At 43.9% G+C, this 14,905-nt stretch carries 17 protein-coding genes; 12 read left to right on the forward strand and 5 right to left on the reverse strand.

The annotated features are described in order from the left end of the window. Nucleotides 1–14 precede the first annotated feature (14 nt). On the forward strand, nt 15–1,148 hold the full coding sequence (locus tag NAF01_RS04915) for a trans-sulfuration enzyme family protein (protein WP_250801910.1): 1,134 nt from the start codon (nt 15–17) through the stop codon (nt 1,146–1,148). Between the two features lie 5 nt (nt 1,149–1,153). On the opposite strand, the gene NAF01_RS04920 is transcribed toward NAF01_RS04915, so the two are convergent. Beyond that, the gene (locus NAF01_RS04920) at nt 1,154–1,570 is read right to left on the reverse strand and encodes a hypothetical protein (protein WP_250801911.1); all 417 of its coding nucleotides are present in this window, start codon (nt 1,568–1,570) and stop codon (nt 1,154–1,156) included. A 250-nt stretch (nt 1,571–1,820) separates the two neighbouring features. Here NAF01_RS04920 and NAF01_RS04925 point away from each other — a divergent pair, with 250 nt between their 5' ends. Next, nucleotides 1,821–2,630 carry an Fpg/Nei family DNA glycosylase gene (locus NAF01_RS04925; RefSeq protein WP_250801912.1) on the forward strand — a complete coding sequence of 270 codons (810 nt, stop codon included), beginning with the start codon at nt 1,821–1,823 and terminating at the stop codon, nt 2,628–2,630. A 34-nt stretch (nt 2,631–2,664) separates the two neighbouring features. On the opposite strand, the gene NAF01_RS04930 is transcribed toward NAF01_RS04925, so the two are convergent. Then, on the reverse strand, nt 2,665–2,808 hold the full coding sequence (locus NAF01_RS04930; protein ID WP_175609172.1) for a hypothetical protein: 144 nt from the start codon (nt 2,806–2,808) through the stop codon (nt 2,665–2,667). Nucleotides 2,809–2,988: 180 nt separating this feature from the next. Between NAF01_RS04930 and rraA the strand changes: the two genes are divergently transcribed. Both rraA and NAF01_RS04940 read left to right on the forward strand, forming a co-directional pair. Next, entirely contained in the window at nt 2,989–3,468 is a 480-nt protein-coding gene (gene rraA, locus NAF01_RS04935) for a ribonuclease E activity regulator RraA (protein ID WP_250801913.1), read from the forward strand. A gap of 89 nt (nt 3,469–3,557) precedes the next feature. Continuing rightward, nucleotides 3,558–3,815, forward strand: a complete 258-nt coding sequence (locus NAF01_RS04940; protein WP_159344259.1) for a hypothetical protein — start codon at nt 3,558–3,560, stop codon at nt 3,813–3,815. A 31-nt stretch (nt 3,816–3,846) separates the two neighbouring features. Here NAF01_RS04940 and NAF01_RS04945 read toward each other — a convergent pair whose 3' ends face one another. Together NAF01_RS04945 and NAF01_RS04950 are read right to left on the reverse strand one after the other, a co-directional pair. Next, on the reverse strand, nt 3,847–4,782 hold the full coding sequence (locus NAF01_RS04945; RefSeq protein ID WP_250801914.1) for a VanW family protein: 936 nt from the start codon (nt 4,780–4,782) through the stop codon (nt 3,847–3,849). Between the two features lie 173 nt (nt 4,783–4,955). Continuing rightward, complete coding sequence (locus NAF01_RS04950; protein ID WP_222498514.1) at nt 4,956–5,465, reverse strand: hypothetical protein; 510 nt, start codon at nt 5,463–5,465, stop codon at nt 4,956–4,958. A gap of 636 nt (nt 5,466–6,101) precedes the next feature. On the opposite strand from NAF01_RS04950, the gene NAF01_RS04955 reads away from it, so the two are divergent. The 6 genes from NAF01_RS04955 (at nt 6,102) to NAF01_RS04980 (ending at nt 10,807) form a co-directional block, all read left to right on the forward strand. Next, nucleotides 6,102–6,449: a lmo0954 family membrane protein gene (locus NAF01_RS04955; protein ID WP_197204916.1), complete on the forward strand. Its 348-nt coding sequence runs from the start codon at nt 6,102–6,104 to the stop codon at nt 6,447–6,449. A gap of 17 nt (nt 6,450–6,466) precedes the next feature. After that, nucleotides 6,467–7,099, forward strand: a complete 633-nt coding sequence (locus NAF01_RS04960; protein ID WP_197247333.1) for a PspA/IM30 family protein — start codon at nt 6,467–6,469, stop codon at nt 7,097–7,099. Nucleotides 7,100–7,318: 219 nt separating this feature from the next. Beyond that, nucleotides 7,319–8,053: a cell wall-active antibiotics response protein LiaF gene (liaF, locus tag NAF01_RS04965; protein WP_197247335.1), complete on the forward strand. Its 735-nt coding sequence runs from the start codon at nt 7,319–7,321 to the stop codon at nt 8,051–8,053. Further along, the gene (locus NAF01_RS04970; RefSeq protein ID WP_250801915.1) at nt 8,050–9,066 is read left to right on the forward strand and encodes a sensor histidine kinase; all 1,017 of its coding nucleotides are present in this window, start codon (nt 8,050–8,052) and stop codon (nt 9,064–9,066) included. The genes liaF and NAF01_RS04970 overlap by 4 nt, the downstream gene beginning before the upstream one ends. A 43-nt stretch (nt 9,067–9,109) precedes the next feature. Next, nucleotides 9,110–9,742 carry a response regulator transcription factor gene (locus tag NAF01_RS04975; protein ID WP_035326266.1) on the forward strand — a complete coding sequence of 211 codons (633 nt, stop codon included), beginning with the start codon at nt 9,110–9,112 and terminating at the stop codon, nt 9,740–9,742. A 114-nt stretch (nt 9,743–9,856) separates the two neighbouring features. Then, complete coding sequence (locus NAF01_RS04980) at nt 9,857–10,807, forward strand: cation diffusion facilitator family transporter (RefSeq protein ID WP_159344252.1); 951 nt, start codon at nt 9,857–9,859, stop codon at nt 10,805–10,807. A 43-nt stretch (nt 10,808–10,850) separates the two neighbouring features. Here the strand turns inward: NAF01_RS04980 and NAF01_RS04985 are convergent, their stop codons facing one another. Then, entirely contained in the window at nt 10,851–11,531 is a 681-nt protein-coding gene (locus tag NAF01_RS04985; protein WP_197247462.1) for a TspO/MBR family protein, read from the reverse strand. Between the two features lie 588 nt (nt 11,532–12,119). On the opposite strand from NAF01_RS04985, the gene NAF01_RS04990 reads away from it, so the two are divergent. Continuing rightward, nucleotides 12,120–13,496, forward strand: coding sequence for a sigma-54 interaction domain-containing protein (locus NAF01_RS04990; protein WP_197247341.1), 1,377 nt, complete (start codon nt 12,120–12,122; stop codon nt 13,494–13,496). 85 nt (nt 13,497–13,581) lie between these two features. Beyond that, nucleotides 13,582–14,901 (forward strand): aspartate aminotransferase family protein, encoded by a 1,320-nt coding sequence (locus NAF01_RS04995; protein ID WP_197247343.1) that lies wholly within the window; start codon nt 13,582–13,584, stop codon nt 14,899–14,901. The last annotated feature ends 4 nt before the right edge of the window (nt 14,902–14,905 follow it).

Below are 14,905 nucleotides of genomic sequence, written 5' to 3' on the forward strand. Positions count from 1 at the left end.
AGGGGAAAGGCCAAATGAATTTCGAAACTTCTGTTCTTCATAGAAAAAATAACAGCAATCGCAAAATTAAAAGTAAAGTCACGCCCATCTATCAAACCTCCGCTTTTGCTTTCAGCGATCTTGATGAGCTGGAGGGATTTTATCAGGGGAACGGCAACTATCTTTATTCCCGGGTGGGAAATCCGAATACAGATGAGCTTGGTGAATTAATTGCCGGCCTTGAAGGAGCACCAGCCGGGACAGCTGCCTCCTCCGGTTTATCTGCCATCCTCTCGGGAGTGCTTGCTGTGGTCAAAAGCGGCGACCATATTGTGGCTGCCGATGACCTGTACGGAGGCAGCTTCCATTTAATTAAGGAAGAGCTGACACAGCTCGGTATTGAAGTTACCTTTGTGCCATTTTCTGATGCTCATCAGGTGGAGGGGGCCATTAAGGAAAATACAAAACTTCTATACTCAGAAAGCATCACAAATCCTTTATTGCGAGTGGAAGACCTTGAAGAAGTCGTCCGTCTGGCGAAGAAGCATCATCTCGTTACCCTGATTGATAATACATTTGCCACTCCTTATCATTGCAAGCCCTATTTGAAAGGCATTGATCTAGTTGTCCACAGTGCAACCAAATACATAGGCGGGCACAGTGATATCACTGCAGGTGTCCTCGTGGGAGATGAAGAGCTGGTTGGAAAAGCGCGCGGCAAAATTGTAAACCTCGGGGCAAATCTAAGTCCGTTTGAAGCCTGGCTGACCTGCAGGGGAGTGAAAACGCTGGCTCTCAGAATGAAGCAGCAGTCTGCCAATGCCAGAAGAGTGGCAAGGGCATTAGAGCAAAACCAGGAAGTAAACAAAGTCTATTATCCTTTTCACCACGGCGAAGAAGGGTTCGGTGCCATCGTCACGATTGAATTGTCTGACACTGCTGATGTGAATAAGTTTTTTAAAGAGCTTGGATGGATTAAAATTGTGCCGACACTTGCGGGTGTTGAAACGTCCGTATCCCATCCCCTGACAACATCCCACCGGGCACTGCCTTCTGAAGTGTGCAAAGAACTCGGCATTACCAAGCAGGTGGTAAGGATATCCATTGGCATTGAACATACGGATGATATTATTGCGCAGCTGAATGAGGCTGTTAATCGGAGTCTGTGAGGATCTTAGATGCTCTCGAGCTGGTCAAACAGCCAAAACTTCAATAAAACCAAAAAAATAACAGTTAAGATGAAGTTTTTCAGACTGAATGTCAACTTGCCATTCTTGGGCAAAACAATGCCCATTGAAACCAGGTACCAGAACCACTTCTTATTGGTCAATCTATTCGGATTGGTGAATTGCCCCTGCTGTTTCTTTTTATTTTCATGCCGGGCCCAGAGAAGTACAACGATGATATCAAGACATGAGCCGATGGCTATGGCTGTGATCACAAAAGTATTGGATGGCTGCCATTTTCCTTCGTTCTCAGCTGCTTTCTTTTCCTGATTGTGAATTTTGAATCTGGAGTTCTTTGGAGAAAGCAGAAGAAATTTCTGAAGGCTGTTCCTGTTGAAAAGCGGGTTTGAATGAGACAGCCGCAAAAATTAAACTTCCTAATAACGCAATATAAATGATAAAAAACATTAAAGCCTGATTGCTGGAATGGTTCTTTTGCATATGGAAAAACCTCCCTATATCTTCATCGTACCATTTCTAACATCAAAATATTGGAAACTATTGTTGCGAAAAGTTGAACAAACGAAAAAAATTGATTGTGCAGTTTTCAGGAATGAAGTGAATCCTTCCATTAAATACTAAGGTAACAGTATTTTAGGAAGGAGCTGACACACCATGCCTGAGCTTCCGGAAATGGAAACCTACAGAAGGCTGTTAACGGAGAAACTGGTCCCTAAAGTCATTACTGATGTAGAGGTAAACCGCGAAAAATCAATAAATGTGCAGCCTGCCCAATTCAAAAGTCAGCTGATTCATGTGCAAATAACGCAAATCCAAAGAAGGGCCAAGCACCTTATTTTTAAGTTGAGCTCCGGTAAAAATCTGCTGCTGCACCTTATGCTCGGGGGATGGATGTATATCGGCAGCGAAGCGGACAATCCTGACCGAACCAAACAGGTTATTATTTCTTTTGGTGATAAAAAGCTTTATTTTATTGGACTAAGACTTGGCTATTTGCATTTGCTGACAGATGCAGAGATGGATAAGGAGTTTTCCCATCTGGGACCTGAGCCTCTGGATCACATATTGGGATTTCCGGCCTTCCGGGAACTGATCGGAAGCAGAAGAGGAATGCTGAAAACGACATTTATCAATCAGAAGTTTCTCTCCGGAATCGGCAACTGCTACAGCGATGAAATCTGTTTTGAGGCTGGACTGCTGCCAATGAAAAAAGCAGATGAATTGGATGAGGATGAAATAAAAATCCTGTATCAGTCCATGAAGGGCGTATTAACCCGTGCTATTCAGTTTGGGGGCTACATGGAAGAGCCCTTATTTAAAGGAGATGCCAAAACCGGGGGTTATAATGAGCAGTGCAGGGTCTATGACAGAGAAGGAGAACCATGCCTCCGCTGCAGCAGCCCTATAGTCAAAGAAGAAATATCCTCACGGAAAACGTTCTATTGTGCAAATTGCCAAAGCTAGAAAAGAGGCTGCCCATTCCGGCAGCCTCTTTTCACTATTCTTTCGAATCACTCTGAATCCTGTCAACAGTCGTGGAATCGCGGGAATCCATTGCACCCTTTAGAAAATGGACAAGCATAAATCCGACAAGCCCCAATGAAACAATAAAACCGATTGTAATAGCCCACATTAAAGCCATCCTTTAACCTCCCTTTTCTATTAGCGCATAGTTTCCTTACTAAAAGATATATGCCTTAAATCTTCAATCTTTCCCTTTCGATTATGAAAAAAAGGAAGGGAACAGGCTGCTGCATATCGAAGTATTGAAAGATGGCATAAAGAGGTTTACAGCCAAAAGCGCTAAAGGAGGAGATCTCTTTTGGATTTTAAAACGGCGGACTTATGTGATGATCATAGCCAGGAGTTGCGTATTTGCCAGCAGGAGTTTAAATCTTATGGGCAAAAAAGCAAATTTTCCGGTCCCATTTCTACTGTTAGAGTGTTTGAAGATAACGTGCTGGTCAAAGAGGCGCTGGAGTCCATTCCGGAGGGAAGTGTACTGGTGGTGGATGGCGGAGGTTCAAAAAGATGTGCACTAATGGGGGACAGGCTTGGTGAGATAGCTCAATCAAGAAAGCTTGCCGGTGTTATTGTTTATGGATGCGTTCGGGATACTGTGGAGCTTGGAAGCCTCGATACAGGCATCCTGGCACTTGGCAGCAACCCTTTAAAAAGCAGAAAGGAGGGAAAAGGGGACCGCAGCATTCCTGTTACATTTGGCGGGATTGACTGGAAGCCGGGTGAATATGTATATGCAGATGAAGATGGAATGATTGTCTCTTCTGTACCACTTATTTAAAGATGAACACCCGCTTATGAGCGGGTGTTTTCTATCTTTGGCACCTTCCTGCTTAACACAGAATACCGTATCTAAAGGGGGTGCATAACATGATTATAATCTTTTTGCTTTTATGGGCAGCCGGCATTTATCTTTTGTTCCGCAGCAGGAAAGAGGAAGAAGAACACTTGGTGCTGAAGCTGATTGGCTATTATCTATTAGGGACATTTACTTTTAGCTTTAATGGCATTGTTCTGCCGGTTGGTTTTGTGATCAGTTTATTCCTGAAGCCCCAGCAGAACAGAAGCGTGAAGCGGGTCTCTGCGATTTTTGGGCTGGTAATAATGCTCCTTGGTCTTTTTTTATAGACTGTCGTAATTTCGAATGAAATGAAGGCTTTCAATCCTCTTTAACCGCTTCCTTTTCAATGCTGATTTCTTCCGGCAGCATTGTAGAAGCCTTTGGTACCTGGCGGGGCTCATAATCAATTTCATCAGATGAGTATACTCTGATCACCATCTGACCGTGCAGGGCTTTTGCCCGTATAAGCAGTGGTGAGCTGTAACGGTTCTTAAAGGTGAAATCAGGGCCATACCAGCTTACCGTTGCATCCCGTCCGGACGGTACATATGGAACCTTTTTGCTATGGGAATAACGCTCGAGCACCTTAACGCCTGCCCGGTCAACTGCATTGAACAGAGTGGAGGATACCTGGCAGATCCCGCCGCCGATATCTTCCGACAACTCCCCTCTAACGATCACTGGAGCGCGCATATAGCCTTTCCCCGCCGTTCTTTTGCCGACAGCACGATTAAAAGAAAATACTTCATTCGGAAAAACAACTGTATTATCAAGGGCTTCGGCTGCAAGCTGAATATTATGAGAGCGTGAGGTGTTATTTGGATTAAAATATGTAACATACTGGCCGATCATTTTAACCCGGATATGGGAAAGAAGGTCCCGATCGACTCGTGGATAAACGGGGAGCATCGGAATTTCAATTCTGGCCGGCCCTTTATTATAAAAACATGAATAAAAAATATCTGTGAATGCTTTACGATGCAGTATTCTGCCGGGTTTCTCCGCAACGATCCGCCCGCTATCACCTATATAAGCGTTCATAGGCGGAATATACGTCTGACGATCCAATTTCTCAAGCAGCTGAATAAACCGTTCACTATCTACCAGAGGGAGTCCGGGAAAAGGTATTTGATAGTCTATTCTGCTGATATTTGAAATGGATTCGCCGTTATTTTCGATGGATAAACCTTCTGGAAGTCCAGCAGTCTGTGTTTGTACTAATAACATAACCCCTAATATCCATGAGAAATACATATCACACTTCACCTCCGCCATTAGTATTGGCAGGAAAGAATTCTTTCATGTGCCGAAAAAACTGTTTATCAGGCAATTTCATCACCATTGGCCCTTGCTGTAAGAAGCAATTATGAAATGAAAAACAGACAAAAAGGAAGCTCCGGTGATTGGGGCTTCCTTTTGAATGCATATTATTTTTTTTCATCAACCAGCTGGCAGTCTGCTGAGGAATCATCTTCATTTTTATCAACCCAGAGCTTGTACATTGCCTTCCCGTCACTAAGCGTTCCATCTGCCATATCCATTGGCAGCAGGGCGAAAAAGACGTAATAAAAGGAAAAATAGACGAATTGATACCACAGCATATTAGCATCCAGAATGCCGATGCGGATCAGGTAATTCACAAGAAAAATACTGGCAATGTTTAATATGGACCCACCTAAAAAGATAAGAGATTTGGTCAGTTTGTTGCTGTATGTTAAAGAAGTATACTCACACCCTCCATACCAGAAGTAAAACCGCCTAACCTCCAGAAACCTCATTGAGAATAGTATTTTGCCTGTGCCAATAATAACCCGGATCCCTTTCCCGCCAAAAATGGCTGCAAAGAATATATGACCAAGTAAATGAATGAGTGTCACTATTGGGAATACCACAAAAAAGGCTTGCATGAACTTCATAAAATCATCATACCCAAACATGGGAAGACCTCCATTTCAATAGATGTGTATCAAAAACTGCATATTGCAGACATCATTATTATTTGTTTGCATACCCCATGTGTACCCCCCTGTCTGCTGTTCTAACGTACATTCTTTTTCCAGATTTCCCAGCTTTATCGCAGTCTAACGGGCAGTAAGACCCCCATTCAAGACTCAGAGGAATCAAAGGAGGATAAGTGGGGGTCAAACTGCCCAATCTAGCTGCGGCTCCTAGGGGCTCGAGGTCATAAGCCAATCAGCTGATGGGAAGAAAAGCACTCCCCACCATCTGCTCGTCTTATGCTTGTCACCCCAAGGCAAGTCGCCTCGCTTTATAATGTAAAGGCCCGATTGGTGAGATACAGTGAAACTTGCCGACGCGCAGGCAGAGGCTTAGTTGAACCAATCGGGTTCGTAGTGTCGATTGATCGAAGCGATAGCGGAGATCTTAGCGACACTAGAACGCGACTAACAATCAGTGGGGGATAAGGAAAACCCCACTGATTGAAGTTTCACTTTATTGAAAGAGGCCGACCAGCTGCTACGTCTCAGGTCTTATTTGAAAATAAAGCTGAGGCTCGTTATAGCATTTGCGTATTACAGGTAAGATGAAATCAAGAAAGGAGGAAATGAAAAATGAAAAAACTTGGATTATTGATTGCAGGTGGTATTGCGGCGATGGTGCTGATTTCAAACCTTGGACCGATCGTGGGTCTGGCAGTAAGCGCAGCAATTCTATACTTTGTGTTTAAACAATTTTTAAAAGCAGAAAGCACGATGGCGAAGATCGGCTATGGAATCATCGGGTTTATTGCTTTGATGGCTACAGCTTCCAACTTCCCGGCCATCTTAGGGCTTGCAGCAGCATACGTTTTATATCTGGTCTATAAAAAGTGGAACGATTCAGGCTCAAGTGTAATGGAAGAAGACAATGACCCTTTTGCCAGCTTTGAAAAGCAGTGGGCAGAATTAAATAGAAACTAAAAAGAGGAGAGATCGATATGGCAAACCTATTAACAAGAATCAAAGATACAGTAATGGCAGACCTTCACGAAGCATTGGATAAAAAGGAGAAAAAGAATCCGATTGCCCTTCTAAACCAATACCTTCGTGATTGTGAGCGGGAAACTGAGAAGGTCCGCAAGCTGTTGGAACGTCAATATACATTAAAGGATGAATTCACCCGGGAATACGATCAGGCGAAAAACCTTGCAGAAAAACGCAAGCGCCAGGCAGAGGTAGCTTCACAGGCAGGGGAAGAGGAACTCTATCAGTTTGCTTCACAGGAGCAAATGCAATATGAAGAGCGTGCCGGCCGTTTGAAGGATCTATTGAACCAGGCGGCAGATCAAATGGATGATCTTGAAAGAAAATACGAGGAAATGAAGCATAAGCTGAAGGATATGCATATCCGCCGCATGGAACTGATGGGCCGTGAAAACATCACACGCGCCAACCACCGAATGGATAAGGTGCTCGATCAAAACAATGATAAATCCTTTACAAAATTCCAGGAAATCGAATCTTATCTTGACCGTCTTGAGCATCAGGTGAAAAGCTCCTATCACCGCAGCACAATCGATGCCCGCATCGCACAGCTGGAAAAAGAGCTTGAGAAGAAGCCGGTATTGTAATATTCAATAACAAGTCAGAAATAAGTTTGTATCATGCAAACTACAAAATCAAGCCTGCCTGTATAATCTTTTTTCCCAAAAAGATAAAAACTTTTTCTATTTTATGAACAAAAAATGGTATTCTAAAAAGGCGTAGGGATACTGCGCCTTTTAAAGTCTATTGACCACGGCGCTTGCCGCTTTTCTTATCATTCCAAAACACAGAAGGGGGGATGCCTCATGAACATGAACAACAAAAGCGATTATATGAGCTGGATTATCATATTAGGCATTGTCTTTCTCTTTGTGGAAATAGCCTTTTTTAACAGCGGCGTGATATTCTCTCTTCTAGTGCCAATTGGAATGGTATATATCGGAAGAAAGTGGATGCCTAAGAGCTCCGGTAAATGGTTTTTCTGGCTTGGATTAATTTTTCTTCTCATCAATATCTTCAGTATGATGACGCTGAAATTTTTCCTGCTGGCGATTCTGGTTCACCTGCTGATTCAGTTTTGGCAGTCCAAAAAAGAACCTAAACGAATTCTGCCAGATTTGAAGGAACCGGCAGTAAATCTCCAGAAAGAAACAGTCATAAAAAAGAATCCTCTTTTTTCCAATATATTTGTCGGCCAGCAAAAAACGCCTGAGCAGGTGTATGAATGGAATGATATCAATATCCAGACCGGCATAGGTGATACGGTCATCGACTTAAGCTATACAGTTATTCCAAAGGGAGAGACCGTCATTTTCATCCGGAACTTCATCGGAAATGTGCAGGTGCTTGTTCCCTATGACGTGGAGGTTACTGTTAGTCATTCAGCAATAGCCGGAAAGGCACGGATATTCGAATACGAGGAATCAAAGATGTTTAATCAGCATCTGCACCTCCAGACACCTGGCTATGATCAATCAGGACAGCGCGTTAAAATTTTCACTTCTTTTGCAGTCGGGGATATCGAGGTGAAGCGCGTATGAATATCATTCAGCGGCAAATTGCATGGGGAGCGGGCATGTCCCTCCTCATTCTTGCTGTCCTGACAGCCTCTTTTTTTACGATGTTTCCCATTCCCGGCTGGCGGGATCTTTGGGAAACGGAAATACTTGATATTCCATTTATCTTATTTGTGCCGAGCGTAAGCCTGGCCATAGGCCTGATCTTTGGTGTGCTGTCAGGCATTTACTGGCGCCGGCAGCTTTTTGCAGTAGACACTATGTTCCGCCAGGTCGAAGAAGGCAGGCAATTGGATGTGCCGGAAACGGGTAAAGAACTGCAGTCCATAGCTGTCAGGGCCGAGAAGATTCAAAAGAATATGGCAGAACAGGCAAAGATCTCTCAAAAACTGGCAAATGAAAAAGCAGAAGATATCGAGAGCAGGATGCAGGAAATCGTTTCCCAGGAACGGAACAGGCTTGCCCGTGAGCTTCACGACTCTGTCAGCCAGCAGCTGTTTGCAGCATCGATGATGATGTCCGCCATTACTGAAACCCAGCAGGATCCGGAAGACAGGCAAACAAAGCAGCTGAAAATGGTGGAGGAAATGATCCATCAGTCACAGCTCGAAATGCGTGCCCTGCTCTTACACCTTCGTCCGGCTGCACTTAAGGGCAAAAGCCTTCAGGAAGGAATTGAAGAGCTTTTGGTCGAATTGCTTCAGAAAGTTTCCATGGAGATTGAATGGAAGGTGGAGACTTTTCCGCTTGATAAAGGGGTGGAAGACCATTTATTCCGTATTCTTCAGGAGGCAGTGTCCAACACACTCCGCCATTCCAAATCGCAAAATCTTGAAGTGCTCCTGATTCAAAGAGATGATTATGCCATTCTCCGGGTGGCTGATGATGGAGTCGGGTTTGATGTAGAGGAAACAAAGGCAGGCTCCTATGGCCTGCAGAATATGTATGAACGTGCAGCGGAAGTTGGCGGCAGCATGAAAATCATCAGTGTGAAAAATAAGGGAACCCGTCTTGAAGTAAAGGTTCCGATTATGTAAATAATGTCTGCTTAGGCAAGACTAAATTTTGAGGATGAGGCCAATGATTAAAGTACTTTTTGTGGATGATCATGAAATGGTTCGGATTGGAGTGTCTTCCTATTTGACGGCACAGCCGGATATTGAGGTTATAGGAGAAGCGGATAACGGAAAAACAGCGATTGATATGGCACTTGAATTGCGGCCGGATATCATTCTGATGGATCTAGTGATGAAGGAAATGGACGGAATCGAGGCGACCAGAAGAATCATCGAACAATGGCCGGAAGCTAAGATCATCATTGTGACAAGCTTCCTGGATGATGAAAAAGTGTATCCGGCTTTGGAAGCAGGGGCGACAAGCTATATGCTGAAAACCTCCAAAGCAAGTGAAATTGCTGAGGCAGTCCGCTCGACTTATCATGGACAGTCAGTGCTTGAACCGGAAGTAACAGGCAAAATGATGGTGAAAATGAGGCAGAAAAATCAGCTGCTGCCCCATGAAGAGCTGACAAGCCGCGAGATGGAAATCCTCCTTTTAATGACAGAAGGCAAAACGAACCAGGAAATCGCCGACGAGCTTTTCATTGCCTTAAAAACAGTCAAAACACATGTGAGCAATATACTAAGCAAACTGCAGGTGCAGGACAGGACCCAGGCGGTCATATATGCCTTTAAGCACTCGCTGGTTAAATAATGTCTTTGGAGAGCTAATCATGATATTAGCTCTTTTTATTTTTGCCAAAAATGATTCAGAATCTGCTGATGAGGGTAACAATAAAACCAAACAAAAATATTTGGCGGTGATGTAATGTCTGTGATTGCTTTATTGAAAAAAGGAAACAAATCATCGGGAATGGCAGCAATCGGAAATACGGCACTCGCGATTGCTAAAGGGCTGGCAGCTTTTGCAAGCGGGAGCGGGGCCATGCTTGCCACTACCCTTCATTCTCTTGCAGATGCACTGAATCAGGGGTTTGTGTTCTTTGGCAGCGCGCTTGCAGAAAAGGCGCCAACCAAAAGATTCCCAACAGGATTTGGCCGGGTGATCAACCTGTTTGTATTAATTGCTGTTATCGTCATTTCCATTATGGCCTATGAAACGATACATAAAGGCTGGGAATTGATTCAGCATCCAAAGGAATCAACCGACCTCTGGCTCAATGTGGGAGTAATGATACTTGCCGTCGCTGTTGATGGATTTATTTTATTAAAAGCCATGAAGGAAATCGGCCATGAAACGAGGAATCCTGCCAAAGGATTTGGCATTGTGCCGGTTGCCTTTAAAAATGTCAGGCTTGCCTCTCCACCAACACGACTGGTTTTTTATGAAGATATTATTGCGACATTTGGTGCGCTGCTTGCCCTTGTTTCGATTTTAATCGCTCATTTTACAGGGCTTTACTTTCTGGACGGAGTGGGCACGATTTTAATTGGGCTGCTTCTGGTGGGCATCGCTGTGAAAATCGGATTTGAAAATACGCTTGGCCTGATTGGAGTGGCCGCACCAAAAGATATCGAAGACCGTATTGCCGATATTATTCTTGGTGATCCCCAGGTCGTGGATATTAAACAGCTGCGTCTGATTCAGGAGGGAAGAAGATATCATGTGGAAGGATACATTGAGCTGGTTGAAGGACTGACCCTAGCGGATGCAGATGATATAAAAATTGGTGTAAGGAATCAGCTGCTTGATGATCCTGATATTAGTGACGTAACGCTCGGAATACTTGAGACAGACCAAATCCAGACATGGAAATAATGAGAAAAGGAAGCCTCGCAATGAGGCTTCCTTTCTGTATGTCTTACCTTTTTTTCCTGGTCAGCAGAATCCCTGCGGCTGTAAAAAAGGCAGCGAAGTAAGCGGCAAAAGCCACATTTGGGTCGTTTTCCATATTTCTGACGCCAATGCCGATAAATGCCCAAACAAACACGAGCGGATAAACCCAGTCATTATTCCTAATCCTGAACACAAGGGCCAGGGCGGTGGCCACTGCGAGCATAATGTATGTCCACACACTGTCTTTAAGACCCCATCCATCCCAGCTAATATAGGTAAGATAAAAGCTTATATTTGCAATCGTCGCTACAGAAATCCATCCTAAGTAAACAGAAAATGGGGCAATATCCAGAAAATCAGGATCAAATTCCGAGGCACTTTTGTATAGTAAAATGAGAGTGAAAAGAAGTGCAATCATAATGATTACGGATAAAAGAAAATATTCGTAGTGCCAGGCGAAAATCCATAGACTGTTTAACATGCAGCTCACAATAAATAGAAGACTGGTTTGCCTATAAATGGGCAGGCTCCTGCGCTTCTTTGGAATTTGCCTTGCCAGCCAGATTCCCAGCAGCAAATAGATAAACCCCCAAATGCCGAATACATACCCTGCCGGCGTGAAAAGAACTTCCAGCTTGTTGGATATCTCACCTGTTGTCTGTCCATTCAAGGGCAGAATGTTTGCCAGCGCATTTACTGCAATCATGACCAAATAGGCCGCTATTTCAAACAATAGAATCAAAAATACCTCTCCTTCCCCTAATAAGAGTATATATTCCACTTTTAATGCAGCTATAATCTTTAAAAGTTTTTATTTTATTTTTGGCTATTTTCGCAAGGTTTGTTGCTTTTTGTATCTGATTTACTGAGTTGATTGAAGCGGAAGTTGCGAGATCCTCGAAAATGCATTCGCATTTTCTTCGTGCTGTGTTTACTCAAGGAAGCTTATCAATGTCCAGCGGGAGTAGCGGGACAGGTGAGAGACCCCGCAGACGCGCAGTGTCGAGGAGGCTCACCGCCCGCCCCGCGGAAAGCGTGAAGAGCGGAAATCAACGGACAATAGTAATAGGTTAAACAACAATTCATATGAGAAAATAATAATATTTATACTAAAATACGAATTTTTATTAATTTATCCCCTTATTATCTTTTCATTTTCACTAAAATGATGTATAGTCTTATACAAATCTGAATAATTATTTAAATTTGAATAATCTAAGGGCAAATCTCCTAAAACACAACATTCTTTAGAAATATGATTATTCAATAATGAATAATCTGCGGGAGGAACTAGATGAACAGCTTTTTCATGGACTGGAATAATGACAGAGAAGTCATTTCTTCAATGGAAGAAGACATTATGGTCACCAATGCAGACGGCATAATTATAAAGGTCAGTAAAGGAAGCGGTGTGCATTATGGCATCGAACCGGATACGCTGCTTGGTGAATCTGTATATGAACTGGAAAGAAGAGGAGTGTTTAAGCCTGCGATTACTCCTGAAGTATTAAAGAAAAAGAAAAAAGTCATTCTGGTGCAAAAAGCCGGCTCAGGCAAAAAGATCCTGGTTACTGGTATTCCTGTATTCAATGAAACTGGGAATATCGATCATATTGTCAGCTATTCTTATGATGTTTCAGAACTTCTTGTTATAAAAGAATATCTGAATAGTGTTGAAGAAGAGATGGCCCGGGTGAAGAGTGAACTGGATCTCCTGCGCAATAAGAGCATCAAAATGGATGGCATGGTAGCTGACAGTACAGCGATGAGAAATATTGCCGAAACCATCAGAAGAATCCGCGATGTAGATGTCACAGTCCTGCTCCTGGGTGAGTCAGGAGTCGGAAAATCGGCTCTCGCCAAGTGGATTCATCAAAACAGTACGCGAAAAGCCGGGCCGTTCATTGAAGTAAACTGCAGTGCGATTCCGGAATCCATCTTTGAAGCTGAGTTTTTCGGGTATGAAGGCGGTGCTTTTACAGGTGCAAAGAATAAAGGCAAAATGGGATTTGCTGAAATGGCAAAAGGAGGCACACTATTTCTTGATGAAATTGGCGAACTCTCAGCCCATCTGCAGGCAAAGCTGCTGAAATTCATACAAGACAAGCAGTTTTATAGAGTAGGAGGAACAAAGCCTGTTCATGCAGACTTTCGGCTTCTGGCAGCTACGAATAAGGATCTTGAAAAAGCAGTGGAATCCAGGGACTTCAGACAGGACTTATTCTTCCGGCTGAATGTGGTGCCCTTAAAGATACCGCCGCTCAGGGAGAGGAAAGAGGATTTATTTGCCCTCATTCATTATTTTCTCCACTCTATCTCCAAGCGGCATAATCGGGAAAGGCACCTGGACAAATCTCTGGTCGATCACCTGCTGCAGCTTGAGTGGAAGGGAAATGTAAGAGAGCTTGAAAACCTGATGGAGCGGCTTATCGTGACAAGCACCAGCCTGATGATCACGAAAGACGACCTGCCTTATGAATACCATATGCAAGGAAAAAAAGAGGGTTTTATAGATTATGAGGGACATACTCTTCCCGCTATATTGGAAGATGTAGAGAAAAAAGTATTAATCAATGCGAGGAAACGTTACCGGACCACTACTGAAATAGCGGGTGCCCTGGGGATCAGTCAGCCTTCAGTAGTAAGAAAATTAAAAAAATATGATTGTTAATACATACTTTGGCATGAATATTGCATTAAAGAATAGCAGAGAAAACATAACCATAACATCTATGCAGGATTCAGGAGGGAAAAGTATGAACGGAGAAAATTGGAGTCATCTTGTCGGAAACATTTCAAACCTATTGGCGCCAAGCATGGCAAAGGATCATCCGAATTTGCCGGTAGTCAAAGCGGAAGGCTGCTATTACTATGGTGTCGACGGAAAAGAATATTTGGATTTTACATCAGGCATCGCAGTGGAAAATGTCGGACATCGCCACCCGAAGGTTGTACAGGCCATTAAAGACAGTGCAGACCATCTGGTGCACGGCCCGTCAGGCGTAATCATCTATGAATCGATTTTGCGGCTCGCAGATGAGCTTGGGAAAATTACGCCGGGAAATCTGGATTGCTTTTTCTTTGCGAACAGCGGGACTGAGGCAATCGAAGGAGCTATTAAGCTTGCAAAGTATGTCACGCGGAGGCCCTATGTTGTTTCCTTCACAGGCTGTTTCCATGGAAGGTCGATGGGAGCGCTGAGTGTATCCACATCCAAGAGCAAATACCGCAAGTTTCAGCAGCCGTCCTGGCTGACCTATCAGCTTCCATATGCGGATGAGCGGGACTGTCCATTTGGTGAAGATCCTGAGGAGTACTTCCCAAGAAAACTGGAAAAGGATGCTGAAACACTCTTCAAGCATCAGGTAGACCCGGAAGAGGTTGCCTGCATGATCATTGAACCGGTTCTTGGGGAAGGCGGCTATATCATTCCTCCGAAGACATGGCTGCAGAAGATCAGGGAAATCTGTGACCGGCATGGAATCCTGCTGATATTTGATGAAGTGCAAACCGGCTTTGGGCGTACTGGGGAATGGTTTGCCGCTCAGGCTTTTGATGTGGTGCCGGATATCATGGCAATTGCAAAAGGAATCGCGGCAGGACTGCCGTTAAGCGCAACAGCAGCTTCAAAGGACCTGATGGAAAAATGGCCGCTGGGTGCCCACGGCACAACCTTCGGCGGAAATCCGATTGCCTGCTCTGCAGCATTGGCATCTCTGGAAGTCCTAAAAACAGAGAATCTTTTGGAAAATGCTAAGCAAATGGGAGAGTATGCATTAAAGAAATTACAGGCTTTGAAAGCCGAGCATCCTGCAATTGGCAGTGTCCGAGGTCTGGGGCTGATGATCGGCATTGAAATTATCGACCCGCAAACCGGAAAACCGGATGGAAACGCGGTAATGGATATCCTGAATTCTTCTCTTGATAAGGGAGTCCTCTTTTATCTATGCGGAAATTCAGGGGAAGTGATTCGGATGATTCCGCCGCTTGTTGTAACAAAGGAGCAAATTGATCAGGGTCTGAGAGTATTGGAAGAAGCACTTATGGAACATGAAGCAGTTGTTTCCAAATCATAAGGAG

Origin of the sequence: Cytobacillus firmus, from assembly GCF_023657595.1 — a bacterium.
Classification (GTDB): Bacteria; Bacillota; Bacilli; order Bacillales; family Cytobacillaceae; genus Cytobacillus; species Cytobacillus firmus_B.